General features: G+C 59.6%; 26 protein-coding genes and 1 other RNA gene. 22 read left to right on the top strand and 5 right to left on the bottom strand.

The features are described from left to right. Window positions 1–225: 225 nt before the first annotated feature. The gene (locus CQ009_RS22855; protein WP_064392876.1) at window positions 226–1,362 is read left to right on the top strand and encodes an acyl-CoA dehydrogenase family protein; all 1,137 of its coding nucleotides are present in this window, start codon (window positions 226–228) and stop codon (window positions 1,360–1,362) included. A gap of 105 nt (window positions 1,363–1,467) precedes the next feature. Here the strand turns inward: CQ009_RS22855 and CQ009_RS22860 are convergent, their stop codons facing one another. Beyond that, window positions 1,468–2,508 (bottom strand): NADP(H)-dependent aldo-keto reductase, encoded by a 1,041-nt coding sequence (locus tag CQ009_RS22860; RefSeq protein WP_064392875.1) that lies wholly within the window; start codon window positions 2,506–2,508, stop codon window positions 1,468–1,470. A 245-nt stretch (window positions 2,509–2,753) separates the two neighbouring features. On the opposite strand from CQ009_RS22860, the gene rplM reads away from it, so the two are divergent. From rplM to CQ009_RS22895, 7 genes are all read left to right on the top strand, one after another. Continuing rightward, a complete protein-coding gene (gene rplM / locus CQ009_RS22865; protein WP_007917032.1) occupies window positions 2,754–3,182 on the top strand; it encodes a 50S ribosomal protein L13 in 429 nt (142 codons plus the stop codon). Window positions 3,183–3,196: 14 nt separating this feature from the next. Next, a complete protein-coding gene (gene rpsI, locus CQ009_RS22870) occupies window positions 3,197–3,589 on the top strand; it encodes a 30S ribosomal protein S9 (RefSeq protein WP_008080273.1) in 393 nt (130 codons plus the stop codon). 270 nt (window positions 3,590–3,859) lie between these two features. Next, window positions 3,860–4,453: a ubiquinol-cytochrome c reductase iron-sulfur subunit gene (gene petA / locus CQ009_RS22875; RefSeq protein ID WP_007917031.1), complete on the top strand. Its 594-nt coding sequence runs from the start codon at window positions 3,860–3,862 to the stop codon at window positions 4,451–4,453. Next, entirely contained in the window at window positions 4,453–5,664 is a 1,212-nt protein-coding gene (locus CQ009_RS22880; protein WP_064392874.1) for a cytochrome bc complex cytochrome b subunit, read from the top strand. Before petA ends, CQ009_RS22880 begins: the two co-directional genes overlap by 1 nt. Then, on the top strand, window positions 5,664–6,446 hold the full coding sequence (locus CQ009_RS22885; protein ID WP_064392873.1) for a cytochrome c1: 783 nt from the start codon (window positions 5,664–5,666) through the stop codon (window positions 6,444–6,446). Before CQ009_RS22880 ends, CQ009_RS22885 begins: the two co-directional genes overlap by 1 nt. A gap of 145 nt (window positions 6,447–6,591) precedes the next feature. Next, window positions 6,592–7,209, top strand: coding sequence for a glutathione S-transferase N-terminal domain-containing protein (locus tag CQ009_RS22890; protein ID WP_007961620.1), 618 nt, complete (start codon window positions 6,592–6,594; stop codon window positions 7,207–7,209). Window positions 7,210–7,225: 16 nt separating this feature from the next. Then, window positions 7,226–7,639: a ClpXP protease specificity-enhancing factor gene (locus CQ009_RS22895; protein ID WP_064392872.1), complete on the top strand. Its 414-nt coding sequence runs from the start codon at window positions 7,226–7,228 to the stop codon at window positions 7,637–7,639. Between the two features lie 104 nt (window positions 7,640–7,743). Here the strand turns inward: CQ009_RS22895 and CQ009_RS22900 are convergent, their stop codons facing one another. The 4 genes from CQ009_RS22900 to CQ009_RS22915 form a co-directional block, all read right to left on the bottom strand. Beyond that, the gene (locus CQ009_RS22900; protein ID WP_007917023.1) at window positions 7,744–8,322 is read right to left on the bottom strand and encodes a BON domain-containing protein; all 579 of its coding nucleotides are present in this window, start codon (window positions 8,320–8,322) and stop codon (window positions 7,744–7,746) included. Next, the gene (locus CQ009_RS22905; RefSeq protein WP_008082788.1) at window positions 8,319–8,912 is read right to left on the bottom strand and encodes a phosphoheptose isomerase; all 594 of its coding nucleotides are present in this window, start codon (window positions 8,910–8,912) and stop codon (window positions 8,319–8,321) included. Before CQ009_RS22905 ends, CQ009_RS22900 begins: the two co-directional genes overlap by 4 nt. A 104-nt stretch (window positions 8,913–9,016) precedes the next feature. After that, window positions 9,017–9,379: a YraN family protein gene (locus CQ009_RS22910; protein WP_105708795.1), complete on the bottom strand. Its 363-nt coding sequence runs from the start codon at window positions 9,377–9,379 to the stop codon at window positions 9,017–9,019. After that, window positions 9,379–11,190: a penicillin-binding protein activator gene (locus CQ009_RS22915; protein ID WP_105708796.1), complete on the bottom strand. Its 1,812-nt coding sequence runs from the start codon at window positions 11,188–11,190 to the stop codon at window positions 9,379–9,381. The genes CQ009_RS22910 and CQ009_RS22915 overlap by 1 nt, the downstream gene beginning before the upstream one ends. A 177-nt stretch (window positions 11,191–11,367) precedes the next feature. Between CQ009_RS22915 and rsmI the strand changes: the two genes are divergently transcribed. The 14 genes from rsmI to CQ009_RS22985 all read left to right on the top strand — a co-directional run bounded on the left by rsmI (window position 11,368) and on the right by CQ009_RS22985 (window position 26,471). Further along, window positions 11,368–12,273: a 16S rRNA (cytidine(1402)-2'-O)-methyltransferase gene (rsmI, locus tag CQ009_RS22920; protein WP_064392869.1), complete on the top strand. Its 906-nt coding sequence runs from the start codon at window positions 11,368–11,370 to the stop codon at window positions 12,271–12,273. A 73-nt stretch (window positions 12,274–12,346) separates the two neighbouring features. Then, an RNA gene (gene rnpB, locus CQ009_RS22925) (RNase P RNA component class A) lies at window positions 12,347–12,700 on the top strand. A gap of 402 nt (window positions 12,701–13,102) precedes the next feature. After that, window positions 13,103–13,558, top strand: a complete 456-nt coding sequence (mraZ, locus tag CQ009_RS22930) for a division/cell wall cluster transcriptional repressor MraZ (RefSeq protein WP_007917012.1) — start codon at window positions 13,103–13,105, stop codon at window positions 13,556–13,558. Next, a complete protein-coding gene (rsmH, locus tag CQ009_RS22935) occupies window positions 13,555–14,502 on the top strand; it encodes a 16S rRNA (cytosine(1402)-N(4))-methyltransferase RsmH (RefSeq protein WP_163024099.1) in 948 nt (315 codons plus the stop codon). The genes mraZ and rsmH overlap by 4 nt, the downstream gene beginning before the upstream one ends. Then, window positions 14,499–14,792 (top strand): cell division protein FtsL, encoded by a 294-nt coding sequence (ftsL, locus tag CQ009_RS22940; protein ID WP_007917008.1) that lies wholly within the window; start codon window positions 14,499–14,501, stop codon window positions 14,790–14,792. The genes rsmH and ftsL overlap by 4 nt, the downstream gene beginning before the upstream one ends. Next, window positions 14,792–16,531 (top strand): penicillin-binding protein 2, encoded by a 1,740-nt coding sequence (locus CQ009_RS22945; RefSeq protein WP_177330985.1) that lies wholly within the window; start codon window positions 14,792–14,794, stop codon window positions 16,529–16,531. Before ftsL ends, CQ009_RS22945 begins: the two co-directional genes overlap by 1 nt. Beyond that, complete coding sequence (locus CQ009_RS22950) at window positions 16,531–17,994, top strand: UDP-N-acetylmuramoyl-L-alanyl-D-glutamate--2,6-diaminopimelate ligase (RefSeq protein ID WP_105708797.1); 1,464 nt, start codon at window positions 16,531–16,533, stop codon at window positions 17,992–17,994. The genes CQ009_RS22945 and CQ009_RS22950 overlap by 1 nt, the downstream gene beginning before the upstream one ends. Next, a complete protein-coding gene (gene murF / locus CQ009_RS22955) occupies window positions 17,987–19,354 on the top strand; it encodes a UDP-N-acetylmuramoyl-tripeptide--D-alanyl-D-alanine ligase (protein ID WP_105708798.1) in 1,368 nt (455 codons plus the stop codon). The genes CQ009_RS22950 and murF overlap by 8 nt, the downstream gene beginning before the upstream one ends. Beyond that, window positions 19,354–20,436, top strand: coding sequence for a phospho-N-acetylmuramoyl-pentapeptide-transferase (gene mraY / locus CQ009_RS22960; protein WP_007917000.1), 1,083 nt, complete (start codon window positions 19,354–19,356; stop codon window positions 20,434–20,436). Before murF ends, mraY begins: the two co-directional genes overlap by 1 nt. A gap of 5 nt (window positions 20,437–20,441) precedes the next feature. Next, the gene (gene murD / locus CQ009_RS22965; RefSeq protein WP_105708799.1) at window positions 20,442–21,788 is read left to right on the top strand and encodes a UDP-N-acetylmuramoyl-L-alanine--D-glutamate ligase; all 1,347 of its coding nucleotides are present in this window, start codon (window positions 20,442–20,444) and stop codon (window positions 21,786–21,788) included. Further along, window positions 21,785–23,002, top strand: coding sequence for a putative lipid II flippase FtsW (gene ftsW, locus CQ009_RS22970; RefSeq protein ID WP_016987575.1), 1,218 nt, complete (start codon window positions 21,785–21,787; stop codon window positions 23,000–23,002). Before murD ends, ftsW begins: the two co-directional genes overlap by 4 nt. Beyond that, entirely contained in the window at window positions 22,992–24,062 is a 1,071-nt protein-coding gene (murG, locus tag CQ009_RS22975) for an undecaprenyldiphospho-muramoylpentapeptide beta-N-acetylglucosaminyltransferase (RefSeq protein ID WP_105708800.1), read from the top strand. Before ftsW ends, murG begins: the two co-directional genes overlap by 11 nt. Next, a complete protein-coding gene (gene murC / locus CQ009_RS22980) occupies window positions 24,055–25,515 on the top strand; it encodes a UDP-N-acetylmuramate--L-alanine ligase (protein ID WP_105708801.1) in 1,461 nt (486 codons plus the stop codon). Before murG ends, murC begins: the two co-directional genes overlap by 8 nt. After that, window positions 25,512–26,471, top strand: coding sequence for a D-alanine--D-alanine ligase (locus CQ009_RS22985; RefSeq protein WP_064392862.1), 960 nt, complete (start codon window positions 25,512–25,514; stop codon window positions 26,469–26,471). The genes murC and CQ009_RS22985 overlap by 4 nt, the downstream gene beginning before the upstream one ends.

A 26,471-nucleotide genomic window follows, 5' to 3' on the forward strand; every position in this document is an offset into this window, starting at 1 on the left:
AGGGTGTAAGCGAAAACCCGGTCGATTGCCAGGATGCTGACGCGCCGCAAGGGCGTGGAGACTTGCTTGGACATAATTCAACTTTTGTTTTGTTTTTATAAGGGAAAGTGGTCACCAGACGGCTGGATCGTCTTATTTTTTGTCGGATGTGTCCAGTGTCCTGTGTCAGAGGGGAGGCTTAGTCTCTGAAGGCCATAATCCTCCAACAAGAAAGTAAGGTGCCGCATGATCCCCAGAACCTTGTTCAGCTCCGAGCACGAATTGTTTCGCGACAGCGTACGAACGTTCCTTGAGAAAGAGGCCGTGCCGTATCACGCGCAATGGGAGAAACAAGGCCATATCGACCGCAAGCTGTGGAACAAGGCAGGGGAGGCGGGGATGCTTTGCTCGCACCTTCCGGAGGAGTACGGCGGGCTGGGCGCGGACTTTCTCTACAGCGCCGTGGTGATCGAAGAGGTCGGTCGGCTGGGCCTGACCGGCATCGGCTTCTCGTTGCATTCCGACATCGTCGCGCCTTACATCCTGCATTACGGCAGCGAAGCGCTGAAGCACAAATACCTGCCGAAACTGGTTTCGGGCGAGATGGTCACGGCCATCGCCATGACCGAGCCGGGCGCGGGTTCCGATCTGCAAGGCGTGAAAACCACCGCTGTGCTGGACGGTGACGAGTATGTGATCAACGGCTCGAAAACCTTTATCACCAACGGTTTTCTCGCAGACCTGGTGATCGTTGTCGCCAAGACTGATCCCAAGGCCGGCGCCAAGGGCACCAGCCTGTTTCTGGTCGAAGCGAACACGCCGGGCTTCGAGAAGGGCAAACGCCTGGAGAAGGTCGGAATGAAGGCCCAGGATACGTCGGAATTGTTCTTCCAGGACGTGCGTGTGCCGAAGGAAAACCTCTTGGGTCAGGCTGGGGCCGGATTCGCTTATCTGATGCAGGAATTGCCGCAGGAGCGCCTGACCGTGGCGATCGGTGGGCTGGCTTCAGCCGAAGCGGCATTGCAGTGGACGCTGGATTACACCCGTGATCGCAAAGCCTTTGGCAAGGCGATTGCCGACTTTCAGAACACCCGATTCAAATTGGCTGAGATGGCCACGGAGATTCAGATCGGTCGGGTCTTCGTCGATAAGTGTCTGGAGCTGCACCTGCAAGGCAAGCTCGACGTACCGACGGCGGCGATGGCGAAATACTGGGGCACCGACCTGCAATGCAAGGTGCTCGACGAGTGCGTGCAATTGCATGGTGGCTACGGCTTCATGTGGGAATACCCGGTGGCCCGGGCGTGGGCGGATGCGCGGGTGCAACGGATCTATGCCGGCACCAATGAAATCATGAAGGAGATCATTGCGCGGTCGCTTTGAAATTCTGGTGACTGTCAGACCGCTATCGCGAGCAGGCTCACTCCTACATTTGGAATGCGTTCCCTTGTAGGCGTGAGCCTGCTCGCGATTGGGTCTATGAATCAATCAAGGCGCAGGATTCGGATGATCCTTGTGAATCGCCTCAATCCCTTCCAGCACTTCATCCGACAGCTTCAGGTCGAAGCTGGCGATGTTGCTGTCCAGTTGCTCAAGCGTCGTCGCCCCAATGATGTTGCTGGTGACGAACGGTTGCTGCGTCACGAACGCCAATGCCATTTGCGCCGGATCCAGACCGTGTTCACGGGCCAGCGCCACATAACGGCTGCACGCTGCTTCCGATTGCGCATTGAAATAGCGACTGAAGCGGCTGTAGAGGCTCAGGCGGCCCTTCGGTGGACGAGCGCCACCTTCGTACTTGCCTGACAGGAAACCGAACGCCAGCGGCGAATAGGCGAGGAGGCCGCACTGTTCGCGGATGGCGATTTCCGCCAGACCCACTTCAAAACTGCGGTTGAGCAGGTTGTACGGGTTCTGGATCGACACCGCGCGCGGCCAGCCACGGGCTTCGGCGAGGGCCAGAAAACGCATGGTGCCCCACGGTGTTTCGTTGGACAGGCCGATGTGGCGGATCTTGCCGGCCTTTACCTGCTCGTCGAGTGCTTCGAGGGTGTCTTCGAGCGGGGTCAGGTTCGCTTCGATCTTGTGTTTGTAGCCCAGCTGTCCGAAAAAATTGGTGCTGCGCTCTGGCCAGTGCAATTGGTACAGGTCGATGTAATCGGTCTGCAGGCGCTTGAGGCTGGCATCGACGGCTTCAGTGATGTGCTGACGGTTGTGGCGCAGGTTCTTGTCGCGGATGTAGTCGATGGTGTTGCCCGGACCTGCGATCTTGCTGGCGAGAATCCAGTCGGCGCGGTCGCCGCGACTTTTGAAGTAATTGCCGATGTAGCGCTCGGTGGTGGCGTAGGTTTCGGCTTTTGGCGGCACCGGGTACATCTCGGCGGTGTCGATGAAATTGATCCCGGCTTGCTTGGCCCGTTCGATCTGGGCGAAGGCTTCAGCTTCAGTGTTTTGCTCGCCCCAGGTCATGGTGCCGAGGCAGATTGCACTCACGTTCAGGTCGGTACGGCCTAGCTGGCGATAGTCCATCGGGTGCTCCTTGGGCAAAACAATCATAAAAGCAGGTTGAAATATTTTTCGCAATCTGCATAATTGCCGACCTCTTTCTGCAGTGGAAGTGATGCGCCGCCGCCGAAGAATCTTGCCGTTGAACGGACGCGCCGACCCGAGCCCCCGAAAGCGTCTGTATCCGGCTGCCTTTGACTTGTCAAAGTACGCACTATTCAGTAAGATCCGCCGTCTAATTTACAGGGCGGCCCCTGAGGCTATAAAGAATGAAAACTTTTACTGCTAAACCGGAAACAGTAAAGCGCGACTGGTTTGTCGTCGACGCTGCTGGTCAGACCCTGGGTCGTCTGGCCACCGAAATCGCGAGCCGTCTGCGTGGCAAGCACAAGCCTGAGTACACTCCTCACGTTGACACCGGCGACTACATCGTCGTAATCAACGCTGAGCAGATTCGTGTTACCGGTGCTAAAACCACTGACAAAATGTACTACTCCCACTCCGGTTTCCCGGGCGGCATCAAGTCGATCAACTTTGAAAAGCTGATCGCTAAAGCCCCTGAGCGCGTGATCGAGACCGCGGTTAAAGGCATGCTGCCTAAAAACCCACTGGGTCGCGACATGTACCGTAAGCTGAAAGTCTATGCGGGCGCTGCACACCCACATACTGCTCAGCAGCCCCAAGAACTGAAGTTTTAACGGAATAGTACATTATGTCGGCGACTCAAAATTACGGCACTGGCCGTCGCAAGACCGCAACCGCACGCGTTTTCCTGCGTCCGGGTACTGGTAACATCTCCATCAACAACCGTTCGCTGGAAAACTTCTTCGGCCGTGAAACTGCCCGCATGGTAGTTCGCCAGCCGCTGGAGCTGACTGAGACTGTCGAGAAGTTCGACATCTACGTCACCGTGATCGGCGGTGGTGTAAGTGGTCAAGCTGGCGCAATCCGCCACGGTATCACTCGCGCTCTGATGGACTACGACGAAACCCTGCGTGGCGCTCTGCGCAAAGCTGGCTTCGTTACTCGCGACGCCCGTGAAGTTGAACGTAAGAAAGTTGGTCTGCGTAAAGCGCGTAAGCGTCCGCAGTACTCGAAGCGTTAATTCCGCTTTCGCGTTCAAAAAGAACGCCCGCCTCCTCACGGAAGCGGGCGTTTTTTTATGCCTGCGATTTATCAAAGAATTGCGCTGCGACAACTTGCCACTTCTGTAGACCCCCTATACTGCAAGGCTTGAGGGTATGAGCTCCGGGTAATTCCCTTGTCAGAATTGGGGCTTTTCATTACCATCTCGGCAAAATTTTTATAAGTAACATTGATTTATTTAGTAGATGCCTGATTTAACAGGCCACAAAAGCTGATGGGAGAGGACTGAATGAGCAATGACGGCGTGAATGCAGGCCGGCGTCGCTTCTTGGTAGCAGCCACATCCGTGGTGGGTGCTGCAGGAGCGGTGGGGGCTGCGGTCCCGTTCGTGGGGTCATGGTTTCCCAGTGCCAAGGCGAAAGCCGCTGGTGCACCGGTGAAAGTGAATGTCAGCAAAATCGAGCCAGGACAGCAGATGATTGCTGAGTGGCGCGGCCAGCCGGTGTTCATTGTCCGCCGTACCGAGGAAATTCTGGGGAATCTCAAGAAGATCGAGGGCCAGCTCTCCGATCCGACTTCCAAAAACTCCACGCAACCCACCTATGTCGACCCTGAGGTGCGCTCGATCAAGCCGGAAATTCTGTTGCTGATCGGGATCTGCACACACTTGGGTTGCTCGCCAACCTTCCGTCCCGAAGTGGCACCTGCGGATCTGGGTAAAGACTGGGTCGGTGGTTATTTCTGCCCTTGCCACGGCTCCCACTACGATCTGGCTGGCCGCGTCTACAAGTCGCAACCTGCGCCTTTGAACCTGCCAGTTCCCCCGCATTCCTATGAGACCGATGACCTGATTGTCATTGGCGTCGATACGGAGAAAGCGTGATGAGCAAATTCATGGATTGGGTTGATGCGCGCTTTCCTGCGACCAAAATGTGGGAAGACCATCTCAGCAAGTATTACGCTCCAAAAAACTTCAACTTTTTCTACTTCTTCGGCTCCCTGGCGCTGCTGGTGCTGGTAAACCAGCTCGTCACCGGTGTCTGGCTGACGATGAGCTACACGCCATCGGCAGAAGAGGCTTTTGCGTCCGTCGAAGGCATCATGCGTGACGTCAATCACGGTTCGATCTTGCGCCTGCTGCACGCTGTCGGCGCTTCGATGTTCTTCATCGTGGTGTATCTGCACATGTTCCGTGGTCTGCTTTACGGTTCGTACCAGAAACCGCGCGAGCTGGTCTGGGTGTTCGGCATGCTGATTTACCTGGCGCTGATGGCCGAAGCCTTCATGGGTTATCTACTGCCGTGGGGCCAGATGTCGTACTGGGGTGCCCAGGTGATCATCTCGCTGTTCGGTGCGATTCCCGTCATCGGTAACGACCTGACGCAGTGGATCCGTGGTGACTATCTGATCTCCGGAATCACCTTGAACCGCTTCTTCGCCTTGCACGTTGTCGCGCTGCCAATCGTGATTCTCGGTCTGGTGGTGTTGCACATTCTGGCGTTGCACGAAGTGGGTTCGAACAACCCTGACGGCGTCGATATCAAGAAGCACAAAGACGAAAACGGCATCCCGCTGGACGGCATTGCCTTCCACCCGTACTACACCGTGAAGGACATTGTCGGTGTTGTGGTGTTCTTGTTTATCTTCTGCTTTATTGTGTTCTTTTTCCCGGAAATGGGCGGCTACTTCCTCGAAAAACCAAACTTCGAGCAAGCTAACCCGTTCAAGACGCCTGAGCACATTGCCCCGGTTTGGTACTTCACGCCGTTCTACGCCATCCTGCGTGCGATTCCGGACAAACTCATGGGTGTTATCGCCATGGGCGCCTCGATTGCCTTGCTGTTCGTGCTGCCGTGGCTCGATCGCAGCCCGGTGAAATCGATGCGCTACAAAGGCTGGATGAGCAAAATCTGGCTGGTGGTGTTCTGCATTTCGTTCGTTATTCTCGGCATTCTTGGCGTTCTTGCGCCGACTCCGGGACGAACCTTGCTGTCGCAGGTCTGCACCTTCCTGTACTTCGCCTACTTCATTCTGATGCCGTTCTACACCCGGCTCGAGAAGACCAAACCGGTTCCGGAAAGGGTGACTGGCTGATGAAAAAGTTATTTTTTGCTCTGATTTTTGCTGCTCTGCCTGTCTTGTCTTTTGCCGCTGAACACGGTGGTCCGGAGCTGGAAAAGGTCGACATTGACGTCTCCGACAAGGCTGCCTTGCAGGATGGTGCGCGTACCTTTGCCAACTATTGCATGGGTTGCCACAGTGCCAAGTTCCAGCGTTACGAGCGGGTTGCCGATGACCTCGGTATCCCTCACGAACTGATGCTGGAAAAACTGGTGTTCACCGGCGCGAAAATCGGCGATCACATGAACATTGGCATGCAGCCAGCCGACGCCAAGACCTGGTTTGGCGCGGCGCCACCGGACCTGACGCTGGTGGCACGCGTGCGCGGCACCGACTGGCTCTACGGTTATCTGCATTCGTTCTACGAAGATCCTGCGCGTCCATGGGGCGTGAACAACAAGGTCTTCCCGAACGTCGGCATGCCTAACGTACTGGTCGGCCTGCAAGGTCGTCAGGTCGTGGGTTGCAAACAGGTGCAGATCGTCGAGGATGGCAAAAAGCAATACGATCCGCTGACCGGCACGCCTTTGACCCATGAAGCGTGTGATCAGCTGACCATCGTGCCGAAGACCGGTACTCAGAATGCAGAGCAGTTCGATGAGACGGTCAAGAATCTGGTAACCTTCCTGGCTTACTCGGCTAACCCGGTTAAGCTGCAACATCAGCGCATCGGTACTTATGTCTTGCTGTACCTGGCGTTCTTCTTTGTGTTCGCCTACCTGCTCAAGCGTGAATACTGGAAAGACGTGCACTGATACGCTTCAAGCATTGCTGTTAATCGCGCGCGCCCAAGGGCGCCTCCGGTACACAAGATCTGGTTCGCCAGGTGTTGTGGGAGGCGCCCTCTGGGCGCGCGCGTTTTTCCGGTTCCGACAAATTCAACAAGCGAGGAGGATCGCCATGGGCGTGACCAATCGGTTGGCCTGTTACTCCGACCCCGCCGACCACTATTCCCACCGAGTGCGCATCGTGCTTGCAGAGAAGGGTGTCAGCGCCGAAATCATTTATGTGGAAGCTGGTCGTCAGCCGCCTAAACTGATTGAGGTGAACCCTTACGGCAGTCTGCCGACGCTGGTCGATCGTGACCTGGCGTTGTGGGAGTCGACCGTGGTGATGGAATATCTGGATGAGCGTTACCCGCACCCGCCATTGATGCCGGTTTATCCGGTAGCGCGTGCCAACAGCCGTCTGCTGATTCACCGTATTCAGCGAGACTGGTGTGGTCTGGTGGATCTGATCCTGGATCCGAAAAGCAAGGAGGCCGCGCGAGTCGTGGCGCGCAAGGAATTGCGAGAAAGCCTGACGGGCGTGTCGCCGCTGTTCGCCGACAAGCCATTTTTCCTCAGTGAGGAACAAAGTCTGGTGGATTGCTGCCTATTGCCAATACTCTGGCGTTTGCCGATTCTGGGTATTGAACTGCCGCGGCCAGCCAAGCCGCTGCTTGATTACATGGAGCGCCAGTTTGCGCGTGAGGCTTTCCAGGCGAGTCTGTCTGGCGTCGAACGCGATATGCGCTAAGGCTTAAGGAGCCGCTATGAACTCCAGTCGACCTTATCTGGTCCGCGCGCTCTACGAGTGGATTGTTGATAACGATTGCACCCCGCACATGCTGGTCAATTCCGAATACCCGGCGGTGCAGGTGCCGCAGGGTTTTGCCAGTGACGGGCAGATTGTCCTGAACATCTCGCCGAGCGCCGTGCGTCATCTGCACATGGACAACGACGTGGTGACCTTTGAAGGTCGCTTCGGTGGCGTTCCACACAGCTTGTATGTGCCGATCAGCGCGATTCTGGGCATCTATGCCCGGGAGAACGGTCAAGGCATGGTGTTCGATCTCGAATCACCGATGGATGACGAAGACGACATCGAGCTGGGTGACGAGCAGCCGCCACCGGACAGTGAGCCACCGCGTCCAAGCGGCCGGCCAAGTCTGAAAGTGGTGAAATAAAAAAAGGCGATCCGGATGGATCGCCTTTTTCATGCGCGTCTCAAAACTGCATGCGCATCGCCAAACTGTAGGAGCCTGCGGCAGCTCCTGCACAGCGTTGTGTGTCAGTCGATGTATTCGAAGAGTTTGACGATCTTCTGCACCCCGGAAACCCCCTGAACCAGGTTGGTCGCCTGAGTGGCTTCCTGTTTGGTCAGCAGGCCCAGCAGGTAGACGATGCCGTTCTCGGTCACGACCTTGATGCGCGAGCCAGGGATGCTGGCGTCGGTGAGCATCTGTGTCTTGATCTTGGAGGTCAGCCAGGTGTCGTTCTGGCGCGCCAGGAAGCCGGACGGCGGTATGACTTGCAGTTCGTTATGAACGGTTTTTACCCGTTGGACGGCGGCTGCCGCTTGCTCGGCCTTGGCTTTCAAGTCTGCGCGAGGCGTTTGACCGGCCAGCAAGACAACACCGTTGAAACTGGTGACGACGATGTGCGAATCGTTGTCCAGGGCCGGGTCGGCTTTGGCCACGTTTACGCCCACTTTGGTTTCGATCAACGAGTCGTCGATCTTGCTGCCGAAGGTGCGGGTGCCACGATCGTCATCGATCGGTGCTTCACGGCTGGCGTTCACCACCGAGGTGCAACCGCTGATGCCGAGGCACAGGGTCAAGGCCAGAAGGCCAAGGCGATTAGGGGTCATTCTTCACTCCCGAACAGTTGGCTGTCGATCAGATCGCAGAGGCAATGGATCGCCAGCAAGTGGACTTCTTGAATACGTGCAGTGACATTGGCCGGTACGCGAATCTCGACGTCCTCGGGCAACAGCAGCGACGCCATGCCGCCGCCATCGCGTCCGGTCAAAGCTACGACAATCATTTCGCGATCATGTGCGGCCTGGATCGCTTGAATAATGTTCGCCGAGTTGCCGCTGGTCGAAATCGCCAGCAGGACATCGCCTGGCTGACCGAGCGCGCGGATCTGTTTGGAGAACACTTCGTTGTAGCTGTAGTCGTTGGCGATCGAGGTAATCGTCGACGTGTCGGTAGTCAGAGCGATAGCCGGCAGACTCGGGCGCTCGCGCTCGAAGCGGTTGAGCAGCTCGGACGAGAAGTGCTGCGCGTCGCCGGCCGAGCCGCCGTTGCCGCACGAGAGCATTTTGCCTTCGTTGAGCAGGGCGTTGACCATGATCTGGCTGGCTTGCTCGATGTGCGGTGCAAGTACGTCCATCGCCTGTTGCTTGGTGTCGATACTGGCCTGGAAAAGCTGGCGAATTCGGGATTGCATGTCCATCTGTGTGACCTTAAGTAGCGCGGCTATTCGGCACATGAATGTGCAGCCCGCAAAGCAAAGAGCAAAATTTGTCGGTGGGATTGTCCGGGTAGCAACGCCGGCGATCAACTGTCGAAAGCATTCTGCAACCAGTTCAGCTGATCCGGATGGCAGTCGATCGCCACCACGTCGAAGCGGCAAGGGGAATTGGCCCAACGCGATTCGCGTTGAAGAAAATACTGCGCAGCGAAAATCAGTTTCTGCTGCTTGCGCCCGTCGATGCTAGCGAGCGCGCCACCCCATTGAGTGTTTTTTCTGTAGCGAACTTCAACGAATACTACTGTATCGCCATCAAGCATGACCAGATCAAGCTCGCCGCGTTTACATAACCAGTTCTGTGCAAGCAGCTGCAACCCCTGGTTTTGCAGATGCTCGAGCGCCTGGCGCTCGGCATCCTTGCCGCTCTGCGAGCGTGACCTGTCAGGCATTAGCGCGGGGTGTCCGGCAGGCGCTGAACCTGGCCGCTGACGAACTGCGCCCAAGGCAATTGACGCACAACGCGTTGGGTCTGGGTCATGCCGAGGCTGCCCGATTCACCGTCGATGCGGCTGTCCGGCAGGGCTTTGAGTTGGCCCAGGCGCGGTGCCAGGCGATAGGCATCCACGCCCATTGCGTACAGGCGGCCGAGGCTGCCGGCGGCTTGCGGCCACTGTGCAACCACTTGCTGACGCAGTGGATCGCTGGAGTCCAGCAGCCACGGGGTTTCGCAGAAGCGAATGCCGTTCATATCGTTGTACTGATTGACGTCGCCGCTAGCGCTGTAAACGTGCGAGGTCGCGTAAACCGGAACGTCACCGGCGTACTGGAAGTTCAGGGTCGGCTTGATCTGTTGTGCCTGTTGCGGCGTGGCAGCAAGGAAGATGAACTCGATGTCCTGACGACGCGACGGCTGCGCGGCTACGTTGGTGCCGGCGGCGTTCTGCAGGCTCTTGGCGCGGGCTTCGCTCTGACGCAGCTGGAACATGTCAGCGATCTGCTGGGCCAGTTGCACCGGCTGATCGACGCGTTCGGTGGCAACAATGCTGCCGCCGTTGGCTTGCCAGTCCTGGCTGAAGGCACGCAGTACACGGTCGCCCCATTCGCCTTTCGGCACCATGATCGCGGCGCGGTGCAAGCCATCGGCACGAGCGCGGCGCGACACTTCGCGGGCTTCGTCTTCAGCGGCCAGACCAAACTGGAACAGCTGCGCCGGGCCCTGATCGCCTTCGCTGTAGTTCAGCGCGAGGGTGGTGATCGGCAGTTGCGGGCGAGTGCTCAGTTGTTTGACCAGTGGTTTTTCCAGTGGGCCAACGACCAGTTGCACGCCGTCAGCCTGAGCCTTGCGGTAGAACTCGTCCATCGAAGTCAGCTTCGAGCTGTCGTAGAACTCGATCGCTGGTGGCTTCTGCCCGGCCTGTTGTGCCTGATAGTGCGCAGCCATGAAACCTTCACGCAGCGCCTTGCCAACGGCGGCCAGTTGGCCGTCCTGCGGCAGCAGCAGGGCGATTTTGCTCAGAGGCTGGCTGGCCAGCTCCTTGAGTTTGGTCAGCGGCAGCGGCAGGTTGATCGCGGCCGGGTGCTTTGGATTCTGCGCCCGCCAGGTGTCGATCGCGGCTTGCTGCTGTTCCAGCGTACCGGCGGATTTCACTGCCAGCGCCAGGCCCATCCAGCCGCCGAGATCGTCGGTGGTGTTCGGTTGCAGTTGGTCGGACGGCAGCGAGCCAATCAGGGTCCAGATCGCTTCGTGGTTCTTGCTCGCGGCTTCGCCTTGCAGCATCGGCGCGATGAACACGCGCTCGCGAGCGGCTGCGAGCGTCTGACCGTCGGCTTCAAGGGCGCGGGCGTGAACGGTGCCGGTGCGCACTTGCTGCTCTTCAGGCATCTCGCCCAAGTGTTGCAGGCTTGGATGGCTCAGGGCAGTCAGCGCGGCTTTCGGCTGATTGCGGGTCATGGCCAGCTCAGCATTCAGCGTGCTGGCGAAAATCTGCTGGCCTGGCTTCAGTTGCTCCATCGGCACTTGTTGCAGGATTTGCGCGGACTGTCCGGCGTTGCCTTGGCGATAAGCCAGATCCGCCGCGCTGAGGCGCAACAGGGCGGCTTTTTCCGGGGTTTTCGCCTGGGTCGCCTGTTCGAGCAGTTGCTCGATGCTGGCATCCGGGGTCCGTGGAAGTTCGCCAAGGCTGGAGGAAGGGGAGCTGGCGCAAGCCGCCAACAGGGCAGCGAGGCAGAGGGCAGTGAACAGCCGCAGGCAAACGATCATGTAAGTGTTCCTGATACTCGATCAAATTAGCGTCGAATTGTACCCAAGCACTGGCCGGGGCGCGATGTTAGTGGCGTGAAACGAACGATTTAGCTGTAGTAAATGTTGCGATGGTGCGTAACCACGAGGAAAACCGTGGTGGGTCGAAGCGCGTCGCAAGCCTCGTGTCGCGCTACAATGGCCGCTTTTACCGATCACGAGGTGTGCGCTTTGACTGCTCCAGGTTCCCTGAATTCCGCTGCTGGCTCGCTTTATGTGGTGGCGACGCCCATCGGCAACCTGGACGACATCAGCGCCCGGGCCCTGAAAATCCTCCGTGAAGTGGCATTGATCGCTGCTGAAGACACTCGTCACTCGGCGCGCCTGATGCAGCACTTCGGGATTGCCACGCCGCTGGCTGCGTGTCACGAACATAACGAACGAGATGAAGGTAGTCGCTTTATTACCCGTTTGCTGGCGGGCGACAACGTTGCGCTGATCTCCGATGCCGGCACGCCGCTGATTTCCGATCCGGGTTATCACTTGGTACGGCAGGCCCGTGCTGCCGGGATCAATGTTGTGCCGGTGCCGGGTGCTTGTGCATTGATTGCTGCGCTATCAGCGGCGGGGCTGCCGTCCGATCGTTTTATCTTTGAAGGCTTCTTGCCAGCCAAGTCGGTCGGACGCAAGGCGCGGCTGGCAGCTGTTAAAGAAGAACCGCGGACTTTGATTTTCTATGAAGCCCCGCACCGCATTCTTGAATGTCTGCAGGATATGGAAGAAGTGTTTGGTGGTGAGCGTCAGGCATTGCTTGCCCGTGAAATCACTAAAACCTTCGAGACGCTCAAGGGCTTGCCGTTGGCTGAGCTGCGCGCATTTGTTGAATCCGACAGTAATCAGCAGCGCGGCGAATGCGTCGTGCTGGTGGCGGGCTGGACCGCGCCGGAGTCTGAAGACACCGTCAGCAGCGAGGCGATGCGGGTGCTCGATCTGTTGCTCGAAGAGATGCCGCTCAAGCGTGCTGCTGCCTTGGCTGCGCAGATCACTGGCGAGCGCAAAAACGTGCTGTATCAGGTCGCGCTGGATAAACAGAAGGGCGAGTAACCCGTCGCGCAGACAGGTTTTGCGGCTATTAGCGCTTGTTCTTCGGCCGCTCTGCCGTTAACCTTCGCGGCGGAGAGTCGATCGGACAGTCGCTGCCCTCTATGAAAATTAGGGGGGGGAGGAAAGTCCGGGCTCCATAGGGCGAAGTGCCAGGTAATGCCTGGGAGGCGTGAGCCTACGGAAAGTGCCACAGAAAATAACCGCCTAAGCGCTTCGGCGCCGGTAAGGGTGAAAAGGTGCGGTAAGAGCGCACCGCACGTCTGGCAACAGTTCGTGGCTAGGTAAACCCCACTTGGAGCAAGACCAAATAGGGTCCCAAGGCGTGGCCCGCGCTGGGACCGGGTAGGTTGCTAAAGATGTCCAGTGATGGCCATCGTAGACGAATGACTGTTCAAGACAGAACCCGGCTTACAGATCGACTCTCCACCTTTTTCTTTCCCTGCTTGAATCAAAGGCAACAGGGCTGTGTAATATCAGCAGGCCTGCCCTGAAAGTTCGGCAGCGGCAAACGCAGTAATAGCCATTTCCCACCTTGCTTCAATCAACAGCAGAAGCGCTTTTGTAATACCGAAAAAATCTTACTCTTAACAAATTACTTTAACTTTCGAGCGCAGCTGTCAGTGCTGCATCAAGTTATGGGTCGAAAGTCTGCGCCAGATTGTCGTTACGCCTCCTTTTATGCTCCTAAATCTCCGTTCTGTAAGGGTTTTCCTTTAATCCGCGCCTTGACGGTGTGGTGGGCGCATTCCTATAGTGTGCGCAAGTGGCGGAAAGTGGCATGAAGTGGGTTTTTTGAGCTCAAAACGATAAAAATTGGAGAAACGCAGACGTGTTTCGCGGAGCTAACGCTATCAGTCTCGATGCAAAGGGCCGTCTCGCCATGCCGAGCCGGTACCGTGACGAGCTCGATTCGCGCAGTTCCGGCCAATTGATCGTGACCATTGATGCCGTTGATCCGTGTCTGTGTGTCTATCCGCTCGACGAGTGGGAAATTATTGAAACCAAGTTGCGCGCACTCCCTTCGCTTCGCGAAGAGAACCGTCGCTTGCAGCGTTTATTGATTGGCAACGCCGTAGACCTCGAACTCGACGGCAGTGGCCGTTTTCTGGTTCCACCGCGTCTGCGCGAGTACGCCAAGCTCGATAAGCGCGCAATGCTGGTAGGCCAACTGAACAAGTTCCAATTGTGGGACGAGGATGCATGGAACGCGGTTTCTGCCGCTGACCTTGCTGCCATTCAACAACCGGGCGCGATGCCTGATGAACTGCGTGATTTGATCCTGTGACTATTGATAGCGGCTTTAACCACATCACCGTACTGCTTGACGAAGCCGTCGAGGCTCTCGCCGTACGTCCTGATGGCTGCTATCTGGACGGTACGTTCGGGCGCGGCGGACACAGCCGGTTGATCCTCAGCCAGCTCGGCACGGACGGTCGGCTCATCGGATTCGACAAAGACCCACAAGCGATTGCCACCGGGCAAGCGCTAGCGGCCGAAGACGGCCGCTTTGTCGTTGTGCAGCGCAGCTTTGCCGAGCTGGGTTCGGTGGTTGCCGAGCAAGGCCTGAGCGGCAAGGTCAGCGGCATCCTGCTCGATCTCGGCGTGTCGTCGCCGCAGCTCGACGACGCTGAACGCGGCTTCAGTTTCCTCAATGACGGCCCGCTGGACATGCGCATGGATCCGTCCCGTGGCATCAGCGCTGCCGAATTCGTCAACACCGCGCCGGCTGAGGAAATCGCCCGGGTGTTCAAGGAATACGGTGAAGAACGTTTCTCCGGTCGCATGGCTCGTGCCGTCGCCGAGCGTCGCGATATCAAGCCGTTCGAGCGCACCGCCGATCTGGCCGAAGTATTGAAAGTCGCCAACCCGGCCTGGGAGAAGGGCAAGAACCCGGCCACCCGTGCCTTCCAGGGTTTGCGTATTCACGTCAACAACGAACTGGGTGATCTGGAAGCCGGCCTCGAAGCCGCGCTGGACGCTCTGGAAATCGGCGGCCGCCTGGTGGTGATCAGCTTCCACTCGCTGGAAGACCGCATCGTCAAACTGTTCATGCGCAAGCTGGTGAAAGGCGAAGCCGACAACCTGCCGCGCAACCTGCCGGTTCGCCACGTCGCGTTCGAACCGAAAATCAAAATCCATGGCAAAGCGCAGACGGCCTCCGACGCCGAACTCAAAGCCAACCCACGTTCCCGTAGCGCCGTCATGCGCGTCGCGGAGAAGCTGCGGTGAGCAAGCTTTTCGCCAAGCCACTGCCCGGCGGCAGCTTTCTGATGCTGCTGCTGTTCATCGGCGTGCTCGTGTCGGCCATTGCCGTGTCGTACAGCGCGCACTGGAACCGTCAGTTGCTCAACACCCTTTATAACGAACTCAGCGTGCGCGACAAGGCGCAGGCCGAGTGGGGTCGTCTGATTCTCGAACAGAGCACGTGGACCGCGCACAGCCGCATCGAAGTGCTGGCCACCGAACAACTGAAAATGCATATTCCTGGCGCGGCTGACGTGAAGATGGTGGCGCCATGATGAAACTCGAAGGCGCACTGTTCCCATGGCGCTTCCGCCTGATGGTGGCGCTGCTTGGCATCATGGTCGCGGCGATCTGCTGGCGCATCATTGACCTGCAAGTGGTTGACCGTGACTTCCTCAAAGGTCAGGGCGACGCGCGCAGTCTGCGTCACATTCCGATTCCGGCTCACCGTGGTCTGATCACCGACCGTAACGGCGAGCCTTTGGCCGTGAGTACCCCGGTGACCACGCTGTGGGCCAACGCCAAGGAAATGCAAACGGCGAAAGAGAAGTGGCCGGCACTCGCCGCCGCGCTGGGTCAGGATCCGAAAGCACTGACCGAACGCCTCGAGGCTCAGGCCAACAAAGAATTCATTTATCTGGTGCGCGGGTTGACTCCCGAGCAGGGCCAGGCTGTGCTCGACCTGAAAGTGCCGGGCGTCTACGGCATCGAGGAATTCCGCCGCTTCTATCCGGCCGGTGAGGTCACCGCGCACATGGTCGGGTTTACCGATATCGACGACCACGGTCGTGAAGGTGTCGAGCTGGCCTATGACGAGTGGCTCGCCGGGGTGCCGGGCAAACGACAGGTCATCAAGGATCGGCGCGGACGGCTGATCAAGGATGTCCAGGTCACCAAAAACGCCAAGGCCGGCAAGCCCTTGGCGTTGTCCATTGACCTGCGTCTGCAATATCTGGCCAACCGCGAACTGCGTAACGCGATCATCGAGAACGGCGCGAAGGCCGGCAGTCTGGTGATCATGGACGTCAAGACCGGCGAGATTCTGGCCATGGTCAACCAGCCGACCTACAACCCGAACAACCGTCGCAACCTGCAACCGGCGATGATGCGCAACCGCGCGATGATCGACGTGTTCGAGCCAGGTTCGACCATGAAAGCCATCTCGATGAGCGCCGCGATCGAAACCGGCCGCTGGAAACCGAGCGACACCGTCGAGGTGTATCCGGGTTCCCTGCAGATCGGCAAATACACGATCAAAGACGTATCCAGGACTGAAGGCCCGGTGCTCGACCTGACCGGCATTCTGATCAATTCCAGTAACGTTGGTATGAGTAAGGTCGCCTTCGATATCGGCGGCGAAACCATTTTCCGCCTCGCGCAGAAAGTCGGACTTGGCCAGGACACCGGCCTCGGTTTCCCGGGCGAACGTGTCGGTAACCTGCCGAACTATCGCGAGTGGCGCAAGGCCGAAACCGCGACGCTGTCCTACGGCTACGGTATTTCCGTGACCGCGATCCAGCTGGTGCACGCGTTCTCTGCACTGGCCAACAACGGTCGTCTCGCGCCGCTGACGCTGATCAAAACCGACAAGATGCCGCAGACCACCCAAGTGCTGCCGGAAGCCGTGGCGAAAACCATGCAAGGCATGCTGACCCAAGTGATCGAAGCACCGCGCGGAGTGTTCCGTGCGCAAGTGCCGGCGTATCACGTGGCGGGCAAGTCGGGTACTGCACGTAAAACATCGGTGGGCACCAAGGGCTACGCGGAAAACTCGTACCGCTCGCTGTTCGCCGGTTTCGGCCCGATGAGCGATCCGCGTTACGCGATTGTTGTGGTGATCGATGAGCCGTCCAAGGCCGGCTACTTCGGTGGTCTGGTATCGGCGCCGGTGTTCAGCCGCGTGATGTCCGGCACCCTGCGCCTGATGAACGTGACCCCGGACAACCTGCCGACCACGCAACAGGCCAACGCTACCCCGGTCGTTCCGCTGAAAGCCAATGGAGGGCGCGGCTGATGTCATTAAGTCTGAACAAGATATTCCCCCACGCCGGCCACGATCTGTTGATCCGTGAATTGGCGCTGGACAGCCGTAACGTGCGCGCAGGCGATCTGTTCCTCGCCGTGCCTGGCGGCAAATTCGATGGCCGTGCGCACATTGCCGACGCACTGCAACGCGGTGCGGCGGCTGTAGCTTATGAAGTGGAAGGCGCCACCGTGCTGCCGATCACTGACGTGCCGCTGATTCCGGTCAAAGGTCTGGCGGCACAGCTGTCGGACATCGCCGGGCGTTTTTACGGCGAGCCGAGCCATCACTTGAACCTGATCGGCGTGACCGGCACCAACGGCAAGACCAGCGTGACCCAATTGGTTGCGCAGGCGCTGGATCTGCTCGGTCAGCATTGCGGCATCGTCGGCACCCTCGGTTCCGGCTTCTATGGCGCGCTGGAAAGCGGTCTGCACACCACGCCGAATCCGATCGCCGTGCAAGCGACCCTGGGTGACCTGAAAAAGGCCGGCGCCAAAGCCGTGGCCATGGAAGTCTCGTCCCACGGTCTGGATCAGGGTCGCGTCACGGCGCTGGCGTTCGACGTGGCGGTGATGACCAACCTGTCCCGCGATCACCTGGATTATCACGGCAGCATGGAGGCGTACGCCGAGGCCAAGGCCAAGCTGTTCGCCTGGAATGACCTGAAGTGCCGCGTGGTCAACCTTGACGACGATTTCGGCCGACAACTGGCCGCGGAAAAACGTGAGTCGCGCTTGATCACTTATAGCCTGCTCGACAACAGCGCCTATCTGTATTGCCGCGAAGCGCAGTTCGACGACCACGGCGTGCGCGCCACGCTGGTCACGCCGCAGGGCGAACACCTCGTGCGCAGCACTCTGCTCGGCCGTTTCAACCTGAGCAACGTCCTGGCTGCGGTCGGCGCCTTGCTGGGTCTGGACTACGCGCTCGACGAAATTCTAAAGGTGCTGCCGAAACTCGAAGGCCCGGCCGGTCGCATGCAGCGTCTCGGTGGCGGCACGCAGCCGTTGGTGGTGGTCGATTACGCCCACACTCCGGACGCGCTGGAAAAAGTCCTGACCGCGTTGCGCCCGCACGTCAAAGGTCAGCTGATGTGTCTGTTCGGCTGCGGCGGTGACCGTGATCGCGGCAAGCGTCCGTTGATGGCCGAAGTGGTCGAGCGCCTGGCCGATCAGGTACTGGTCACCGACGACAACCCGCGCACCGAAGATCCAGCAGTGATTTTCGACGACATCCGCGCCGGTTTTACGGCTGTGGATAAAGTCACTTTCGTCGCCGGCCGTGGCCAGGCGATTGCGCAACTGATTGCCGGCGCCTCCGCCGACGACGTGGTTGTCCTGGCCGGTAAAGGTCACGAGGACTATCAGGAAATCAATGGCGAACGCCACGCTTTCTCCGATCTGGTCGAGGCTGATCACGCCCTGACCGCTTGGGAGGTGGCCCATGCTTAAGGCCCTGAAACTCAGCGAACTGACCAACGCCCTCGATGCGCGTTTGATCGCTGGTGATGCCAGTTTCGACGGCGTCAGCATCGACAGTCGCGCGATCCAGCCTGGGCAACTGTTTATTGCGTTGACCGGTCCGCGTTTCGACGGTCATGACTATTTGAACGACGTTGCTGCCAAAGGCGCGGTGGCTGCGCTGGTCGAGCGCGAAGTCGCCGACAGCACCTTGCCGCAATTGCTGGTCAAAGACACTCGTCAGGCCCTCGGCCAGTTGGGTGCGCTGAACCGTGCAGCCTTCACTCAGCCAGTCGCCGCGATCACCGGTTCCAGCGGCAAGACCACCGTCAAGGAAATGCTCGCGAGCATCCTGCGCACGCGCGGTCCGGTATTGGCAACCCGTGGCAACCTGAACAACGACCTCGGCGCACCGCTGACCCTGCTCGAACTGGCGCCGCAACACACCTCGGCGGTGATCGAACTGGGTGCCTCGCGTCTCGGCGAAATCGCTTACACCGTTGGCCTGACCAAACCGCACGTGGCGATCCTGAACAATGCCGGCACCGCGCACGTCGGTGAGTTTGGCGGCCCTGAAAAAATCGTTGAAGCCAAAGGTGAAATCATCGACGGGCTCGCGGCCGACGGCGTCGCCGTGCTTAACCTCGATGACAAGGCCTTCGGCATCTGGAAGACCCGTGCGGGCGCGCGCAAAGTGCTGACTTTTGCCCTGAGCAACACGCACGCGGACTTCTACGCCAGCGATCTGAGCACCGATGCCCGTGGTTGCCCGGCCTTCAACCTGCATACACCTGAAGGTGTCGAACGCGTTCAACTGAACCTGCTCGGCACCCACAACGTCGCCAATTCCATGGCCGCCGCCGCTGCTGCGCACGCCTTGGGCGTGTCGCTGTTCGGCATTGCCACCGGGCTTGGCGCCGTGCAACCGGTCAAGGGGCGCACCGTCGCGCAACTGGCGAAAAACGGTATGCGCGTGATCGATGACACTTACAACGCAAACCCCACCTCTATGTGCGCCGCCGTTGATATACTCGCCGGCTTTTCCGGCCGCACCGTCCTGGTGCTCGGAGATATCGGCGAGTTGGGCGATTGGGCGGAGCAGGGGCACCGCGACGTGGGCGAGTACGCCCGTGGCAAGGTTTCCGCGCTTTATGCCGTTGGGCCAAACATGGTTCACGCCGTAAACGCTTTCGGTGAACAGGCGCATCACTTCGGCAGCCAAGCCGAACTGATTCAGGCCCTCGACGCCGAGCAGGACACAAACACCACCATTTTGATCAAGGGTTCGCGCAGTGCAGCGATGGAAAACATCGTTGCGGCTCTGTGCGGGTCCAGTCTGGAGAAACATTAATGCTGCTGCTGCTAGCGGAGTATCTGCAACAGTTCTACAAAGGCTTCGCGGTCTTTCAGTACCTGACCCTGCGCGGGATCCTCGGTGTGCTGACCGCGCTGGTTTTGTCGCTGTGCTATGGCCCGTGGATGATCCGCACCCTGCAGAACCGTCAGATCGGTCAATCCGTGCGGAACGATGGCCCGCAATCGCACCTGTCCAAGTCGGGCACACCGACCATGGGCGGCGCACTGATTCTGTCTTCGATCGGCGTCAGCACTCTGCTTTGGGCTGACCTGAGCAACCGCTACGTCTGGACTGTTCTGCTGGTGACCCTGCTGTTTGGCGCCATCGGCTGGGTCGACGATTACCGCAAAGTCATCGAGAAGAACTCCCGTGGCTTGCCGAGCCGCTGGAAGTATTTCTGGCAGTCGGTGTTCGGTCTCGGCGCGGCGATCTTCCTTTATATGACTGCCTCCACGCCGGTGGAAACCACGCTGATTCTGCCGATGCTCAAGGATTACAGCATTCCGCTGGGCCTGGGCTTCATCGTGCTGACTTACTTTGTCATCGTCGGTTCGAGCAACGCGGTCAACCTGACTGACGGCCTCGATGGCCTGGCAATCATGCCGACCGTGATGGTTGGCGGTGGCCTCGGCATTTTCTGCTACCTGTCGGGTAACGTGAAATTCGCTGAGTACCTGCTGATTCCCTACGTGCCGGGCGCGGGCGAACTGATCGTGTTCTGCGGCGCGCTGATCGGTGCCGGTCTGGGTTTCCTGTGGTTCAACACCTATCCGGCGCAAGTGTTCATGGGTGACGTCGGTGCGCTGGCACTCGGCGCGGCACTGGGCACCATCGCCGTGATCGTCCGTCAGGAAATCGTCCTGTTCATCATGGGCGGCGTGTTCGTGATGGAAACCCTGTCAGTCGTCATTCAGGTTGCGTCCTTTAAGCTGACCGGTCGCCGTGTGTTCCGCATGGCACCGATTCACCACCATTTTGAACTCAAGGGCTGGCCCGAGCCGCGCGTGATCGTCCGTTTCTGGATCATCACCGTGATTCTCGTGCTGATCGGCCTTGCCACCCTGAAGCTGAGGTAGAACGAGTGTCTCTGATCGCTTCTGACCACTTCCGCATCGTTGTCGGCCTCGGCAAGAGCGGCATGTCCCTGGTTCGCTTTCTGGCGAACCGGGGCACGTCGTTTGCTGTGGCGGACACGCGGGAAAATCCACCGGAACTGGCCACGCTCAAGCGTGACTATCCGCACGTGGAAGTGCGTTGTGGCGAGCTGGACGTCGAATTCCTGTGCCGTGCCGACGAGCTCTACGTGAGCCCCGGTCTGGCGCTGGCGACCCCGGCCCTGCAAGCCGCTGCGGCGCGTGGCGTGAAACTCTCCGGTGACATCGAGCTGTTCGCGCGTAACGCGCAGGCGCCGATCGTGGCCATCAGCGGTTCCAACGCGAAAAGCACCGTCACTACCCTGGTTGGCGAGATGGCGGCTGCGGCCGGCAAACGCGTCGCCGTCGGCGGCAACCTCGGCACCCCGGCGCTGGATCTGCTCAGCGACGACGTCGAGCTGTACGTGATGGAGCTGTCGAGCTTCCAGCTGGAAACCACCGATCAGCTCAACGCTGAAGTGGCCACCGTGCTGAACATCAGCGAAGACCACATGGATCGCTACAGCGGTCTGCCGGCGTACCACCTGGCCAAGCACCGGATTTTCCGTGGCGCGAAGCAGTTCGTGGTCAACCGTCAGGATGCGCTGACCCGTCCGTTGATGGGCGAGGGCCAGCCGTGCTGGACCTTCGGCCTGACCAAACCGGATTTCAAGGCATTCGGTATCCGTGAAGAAGATGGCGAGAAGTATCTGGCCTTCGAATTCCAGAACCTGATGCCGGTGCGTGAGCTGAAGATTCGCGGCGCCCACAACCAGTCCAACGCCCTCGCGGCATTGGCACTGGGGCATGCCGTGGGCTTGCCGTTCGACGCCATGCTCGCGGCGTTGCGCACCTTCGCTGGCCTCGAACATCGCTGCCAGTGGGTACGTGATCTCGACGGTGTGGCGTACTACAACGATTCCAAAGCCACCAACGTCGGCGCCGCACTGGCGGCAATCGAAGGCCTCGGCACGGACATCGACGGCAAGGTTGTTTTGATCGCTGGCGGTGATGGCAAGGGTGCCGAGTTCAACGATCTGCGTGATCCGGTAGCGGTCAACTGCCGCGCCGTGATCCTGATGGGCCGCGACTCCGACAAGATCGGCGCGGCCATCGGTGATGCCGTGCCACTGATTCGCGCAACCTCGCTGGTTGACGCCGTCGCACAATGCCGCGCCGCCGCCCAGCCGGGTGATGTGGTGCTGCTGTCGCCGGCCTGCGCCAGTTTCGACATGTTCAAGAATTATGAAGACCGTGGTCACCAGTTCGTCCGCGCTGTGGAGGACCTGGCATGAGCCTGTTCAATATCATCAAGCCGTATCCGTCGCCGATCATCACCGGGCGCGGCATCGACCTCGATTTCCCGATGCTCGCCGGTTGCCTGGCGCTGCTAGGTCTTGGCCTGATCATGATTGCCTCGGCGTCCACTGAAGTGGCAGCTGCGCAGTCGGGCAGCCCGCTGTATTACATGATTCGCCACCTTATCTATGTGGTGCTGGGCCTGGGCGCGTGCATCGTCACCATGATGATTCCGATCGCCACCTGGCAGCGCCTCGGCTGGCTGATGCTGATCGGTGCGTTCGGCTTGCTGGTGATGGTGATCATCCCCGGCATCGGGCGTGAAGTGAACGGTTCGATGCGCTGGATCGGTTTCAGCTTCTTCAACGTGCAGCCGTCGGAAATCGCCAAAGTATTCGTGGTGATCTACCTCGCCGGTTATCTGGTGCGGCGTCAGAAGGAAGTGCGCGAGAGCTGGATGGGCTTCTTCAAGCCATTCATCGTGCTGCTGCCGATGGCCGGCCTGTTGCTGATGGAGCCGGACTTCGGTGCCACCGTGGTGATGATGGGCGCTGCGGCAGCGATGCTGTTCCTCGGCGGGGTCGGGTTGTTCCGCTTCTCGCTGATGGTGGTGTTGGCGGTCGGCGCCGTGGTGCTGTTGATCCAGATGCAGCCGTATCGAATGGCGCGTCTGACCAACTTCGCCGACCCGTGGGCTGACCAGTTCGGCGCCGGCTATCAGTTGTCGCAAGCCCTGATCGCCTTCGGTCGCGGTGAATGGCTGGGCGTGGGCCTGGGCAACAGCGTGCAGAAGCAGTTCTACCTGCCGGAAGCGCACACCGACTTCGTGTTCTCGGTATTGGCCGAAGAACTGGGCGCAGTGGGTTCGCTGTGCACCGTCGCGTTGTTCGTGTTCGTGTGTATTCGCGGCATGTACATCGGCCTGTGGGCGGAGAAAGCCAAACAGTTTTTCGCAGCCTATGTGGCTTACGGTCTGTCGTTCCTGTGGATTGGTCAGTTCCTGATCAACATCGGTGTGAACGTCGGCCTGCTGCCCACCAAAGGTCTGACGTTGCCGTTCCTCAGTTACGGCGGCAGCTCGTTGGTGATCTGCTGTGCCTGCCTCGGTTTGTTATTGAGGATCGAGTGGGAGAGTCGAACCCACCTGGGCAGTGAAGAGATGGAATTCCATGAGAGCGACTTCGCCGAGGAGCCGAATCATGGGCGCTAACGTATTGATCATGGCCGGCGGAACCGGCGGCCACGTGTTCCCGGCACTGGCCTGTGCCCGCGAGTTTCAGGCGCGCGGCTACACCGTGCACTGGCTCGGCACGCCACGCGGAATTGAAAACGAACTGGTGCCGGCCGCAGGGCTGGAACTGCACCGCATCAACGCTACGGGCCTGCGCGGCAAGGGCAAGCTGTCGCTGCTCAAGGCGCCGTTCATGCTGCTGAAATCGGTGTGGCAGGCGCGGGCGATCATTCGTCGCTTGAAGCCGGTGTGTGTGGTCGGCTTCGGTGGTTATGTGACTGGTCCCGGTGGCCTTGCCGCGAAACTGGCTGGCGTGCCGGTGATCGTTCATGAGCAGAACGCTGTGGCCGGCACCGCCAATCGGTTGCTGGTGCCGTTCGCCGCCCGAGTGTGTGAAGCGTTCCCCGACACCTTTACTCTGTCGGACACCCGCCGTACCACCGGAAACCCGGTGCGCAGCGAGCTGTTCCTCGACACATCGCGACCTGCTCTGGCAGGGCGCAAAGCGCGTTTGCTGATCCTCGGCGGAAGCCTTGGCGCAGAACCGTTGAACAAATTGCTGCCTGAAGCCCTGGCCCAAGTCGCTGCCGATTTGCGCCCGGAAGTGTTTCATCAGGCCGGCAAAAACCATGATGAAGTGACTGCAGAGCGCTACCGCGCCGCCGGCGTCGATGCGCAGGTGCAGCCGTTCATCAAAGACATGGCCCAGGCCTATGGCTGGGCTGACCTGGTGGTGTGCCGCGCAGGCGCGTTGACCATCAGTGAGCTGGCTGCCGCCGGTCTGCCCTCGATGCTGGTGCCTTTGCCCCACGCGATCGACGATCACCAGACCCGCAACGCCGATTATTTGGCCCGTGAAGGCGCTGCCTTCCTGATGCCGCAAAGAACGACTGGTGCCGCGGACCTTGCCGCGCGCCTGACAGAGGTCTTGATGCAACCGCAACGACTCGAAAATATGGCCCAAGCGGCCCGCCGTCTGGCGAAACCCGATGCCACCCGTAGCGTGGTCGATACCTGTCTGGAGGTGGCCCATGGTTGAGAATCAGAAAGCCATGCCGCAACCGGAAATGCGCCGCATCCGTCGTATCCACTTCGTCGGCATCGGCGGTGTGGGCATGTGCGGGATTGCCGAAGTGTTGTTGAACCTGGGCTACGAAGTGTCCGGTTCCGACCTCAAAGCTTCGCCGGTGACCGAGCGTCTGGAATCGTTCGGCGCGCAGATTTTCATCGGCCACCGTGCCGAGAACGCCGCTGCCGCCGACGTGCTGGTGGTGTCGAGCGCTGTAAATACCGCGAACCCGGAAGTGGCGAACGCGCTTGAGCGTCGTATTCCGGTGGTGCCGCGCGCGGAAATGCTCGCCGAACTGATGCGCTATCGCCACGGCATCGCCGTCGCCGGTACGCACGGCAAAACCACCACCACCAGCCTGATCGCTTCGGTGTTCGCCGCCGGTGGCCTGGACCCGACGTTCGTTATCGGTGGCCGTCTGAATGCCGCGGGCACCAATGCCCAACTCGGCACCAGCCGTTACCTGATCGCTGAAGCCGATGAAAGCGATGCGAGTTTCCTGCATCTGCAACCGCTGGTGGCTGTGGTGACCAACATCGACGCCGACCACATGGCGACCTACGACGGTGACTTCAACAAGCTGAAGAAAACCTTCGTCGAATTCCTGCACAACCTGCCGTTCTACGGTTTGGCGGTGATGTGCCTGGACGATCCGGTGGTGCGTGAAATCCTGCCGCTGGTGAAGCGTCCGACCGTGACCTACGGCTTCAGCGAAGACGCTGACGTACGCGCGATCAACATTCGCCAGCAAGGCATGCAGACGTTCTTCACTGTGCTGCGCCCGGATCGTGAACCGCTGGACGTGTCGGTGAACATGCCCGGCAACCACAACGTTCTCAACTCGCTGGCGACCATTTGCATCGCCACCGACGAGGGCGTCAGCGATGAAGCCATCGTTCAGGGCCTGTCGGGTTTCCAGGGTGTCGGTCGACGCTTCCAGGTCTACGGCGAACTGCCGGTGGACGGCGGCAACGTGATGCTGGTCGACGACTACGGTCACCACCCGACCGAAGTCGCGGCGGTGATCAAAGCCGTACGCGGTGGCTGGCCGGAGCGCCGCCTGGTGATGGTCTACCAGCCGCACCGTTACAGCCGCACCCGCGATCTGTACGACGACTTCGTCAATGTACTGGCCGATGCCAACGTGTTGCTGCTGATGGAAGTCTATCCGGCCGGCGAAGAGCCGATCCCCGGCGCCGACAGCCGCAAGCTGTGCAACAGCATCCGCCAGCGTGGTCAGCTCGACCCGATCTACATCGAGCGTGGCGTCGATCTGGCGCCGCTGGTCAAGCCGCTGCTGCGCGCCGGCGACATCCTGCTGTGTCAGGGCGCCGGTGATATCGGCGGTCTCGCGCCGAAGCTGTTGAAAAGTGAATTGTTCGCTGGCGCCGTGGCGGCGTCGGTCGAGGGGAAGTTGAAATGACTGCTGCCTACGCCAAGCTGTTTTCCACTATCGCGCCGAAGGACTTCGGCCGCGTCGCCGTGCTCTTCGGCGGTCTGAGTGCCGAGCGTGAGGTTTCGCTGAAATCCGGTAACGCCGTGCTCGACGCGCTGCAAAGCGCTGGCGTGGACGCGTTCGGCATCGACGTTGGCGACGACATTCTGCAACGTCTGCTCAGCGAAAAGATCGACCGCGCGTTCATCATTCTTCACGGCCGTGGCGGTGAAGACGGCTCCATGCAGGGCCTGCTCGAAGTGGCGGGCATTCCGTACACCGGCAGTGGCATTCTGGCTTCGGCACTGGCGATGGACAAACTGCGCACCAAGCAGGTCTGGCACAGCCTCGGGATTCCGACGCCGCGTCACGCCGTGCTGTGTAGCGAAGCCGATTGTATTTCGGCAGCGACGGAACTGGGCTTCCCTTTGATCGTCAAACCGGCGCATGAAGGTTCAAGTATCGGGATGGCCAAAGTGAGTTCTGCGTCCGAGTTGATCGACGCATGGAAAGCGGCCAGTACCTACGATTCGCAAGTCTTGGTTGAGCAATGGATTCAAGGTCCGGAGTTCACCATCGCCACCCTGCGTGACCAGGTGTTGCCTCCTATCGCCCTGGGTACACCGCACACGTTCTACGACTACGACGCCAAGTACATCGCCAACGATACCCAGTACCGCATTCCGTGCGGGCTGGATGCCGCCAAGGAACAGCAACTCATGGATCTCACGGCCAAGGCCTGTGAGGCGCTGGGTATTGCCGGTTGGGGCAGGGCGGACGTGATGCAGGACGCCGACGGGCAGTTCTGGTTCCTGGAAGTGAACACCGCACCGGGCATGACCGATCACAGTCTGGTGCCAATGGCGGCCCGTGCTGCCGGTCTGGATTTCCAGCAACTGGTTCTGGCCATTCTGGCCGCCAGTGTTGAAGACGCTCGAGGTTAA

This window comes from Pseudomonas sp. MYb2, assembly GCF_002979955.1.
Lineage (GTDB): Bacteria > Pseudomonadota > Gammaproteobacteria > Pseudomonadales > Pseudomonadaceae > Aquipseudomonas.

What these genes read in the sequence shown, in the direction of transcription:
- CQ009_RS22855 (WP_064392876.1), top strand. Translation starts at nt 226, where the DNA reads ATGATCCCCAGAACCTTGTTCAGCTCCGAGCACGAATTGTTTCGCGAC.
- CQ009_RS22860 (WP_064392875.1), bottom strand. Translation starts at nt 2,508, where the DNA reads ATGGACTATCGCCAGCTAGGCCGTACCGACCTGAACGTGAGTGCAATC.
- rplM (WP_007917032.1), top strand. Translation starts at nt 2,754, where the DNA reads ATGAAAACTTTTACTGCTAAACCGGAAACAGTAAAGCGCGACTGGTTT.
- rpsI (WP_008080273.1), top strand. Translation starts at nt 3,197, where the DNA reads ATGTCGGCGACTCAAAATTACGGCACTGGCCGTCGCAAGACCGCAACC.
- petA (WP_007917031.1), top strand. Translation starts at nt 3,860, where the DNA reads ATGAGCAATGACGGCGTGAATGCAGGCCGGCGTCGCTTCTTGGTAGCA.
- CQ009_RS22880 (WP_064392874.1), top strand. Translation starts at nt 4,453, where the DNA reads ATGAGCAAATTCATGGATTGGGTTGATGCGCGCTTTCCTGCGACCAAA.
- CQ009_RS22885 (WP_064392873.1), top strand. Translation starts at nt 5,664, where the DNA reads ATGAAAAAGTTATTTTTTGCTCTGATTTTTGCTGCTCTGCCTGTCTTG.
- CQ009_RS22890 (WP_007961620.1), top strand. Translation starts at nt 6,592, where the DNA reads ATGGGCGTGACCAATCGGTTGGCCTGTTACTCCGACCCCGCCGACCAC.
- CQ009_RS22895 (WP_064392872.1), top strand. Translation starts at nt 7,226, where the DNA reads ATGAACTCCAGTCGACCTTATCTGGTCCGCGCGCTCTACGAGTGGATT.
- CQ009_RS22900 (WP_007917023.1), bottom strand. Translation starts at nt 8,322, where the DNA reads ATGACCCCTAATCGCCTTGGCCTTCTGGCCTTGACCCTGTGCCTCGGC.
- CQ009_RS22905 (WP_008082788.1), bottom strand. Translation starts at nt 8,912, where the DNA reads ATGGACATGCAATCCCGAATTCGCCAGCTTTTCCAGGCCAGTATCGAC.
- CQ009_RS22910 (WP_105708795.1), bottom strand. Translation starts at nt 9,379, where the DNA reads ATGCCTGACAGGTCACGCTCGCAGAGCGGCAAGGATGCCGAGCGCCAG.
- CQ009_RS22915 (WP_105708796.1), bottom strand. Translation starts at nt 11,190, where the DNA reads ATGATCGTTTGCCTGCGGCTGTTCACTGCCCTCTGCCTCGCTGCCCTG.
- rsmI (WP_064392869.1), top strand. Translation starts at nt 11,368, where the DNA reads ATGGCCGCTTTTACCGATCACGAGGTGTGCGCTTTGACTGCTCCAGGT.
- CQ009_RS22945 (WP_177330985.1), top strand. Translation starts at nt 14,792, where the DNA reads ATGAAACTCGAAGGCGCACTGTTCCCATGGCGCTTCCGCCTGATGGTG.
- CQ009_RS22950 (WP_105708797.1), top strand. Translation starts at nt 16,531, where the DNA reads ATGTCATTAAGTCTGAACAAGATATTCCCCCACGCCGGCCACGATCTG.
- murF (WP_105708798.1), top strand. Translation starts at nt 17,987, where the DNA reads ATGCTTAAGGCCCTGAAACTCAGCGAACTGACCAACGCCCTCGATGCG.
- mraY (WP_007917000.1), top strand. Translation starts at nt 19,354, where the DNA reads ATGCTGCTGCTGCTAGCGGAGTATCTGCAACAGTTCTACAAAGGCTTC.
- ftsW (WP_016987575.1), top strand. Translation starts at nt 21,785, where the DNA reads ATGAGCCTGTTCAATATCATCAAGCCGTATCCGTCGCCGATCATCACC.
- murG (WP_105708800.1), top strand. Translation starts at nt 22,992, where the DNA reads ATGGGCGCTAACGTATTGATCATGGCCGGCGGAACCGGCGGCCACGTG.
- murC (WP_105708801.1), top strand. Translation starts at nt 24,055, where the DNA reads ATGGTTGAGAATCAGAAAGCCATGCCGCAACCGGAAATGCGCCGCATC.
- CQ009_RS22985 (WP_064392862.1), top strand. Translation starts at nt 25,512, where the DNA reads ATGACTGCTGCCTACGCCAAGCTGTTTTCCACTATCGCGCCGAAGGAC.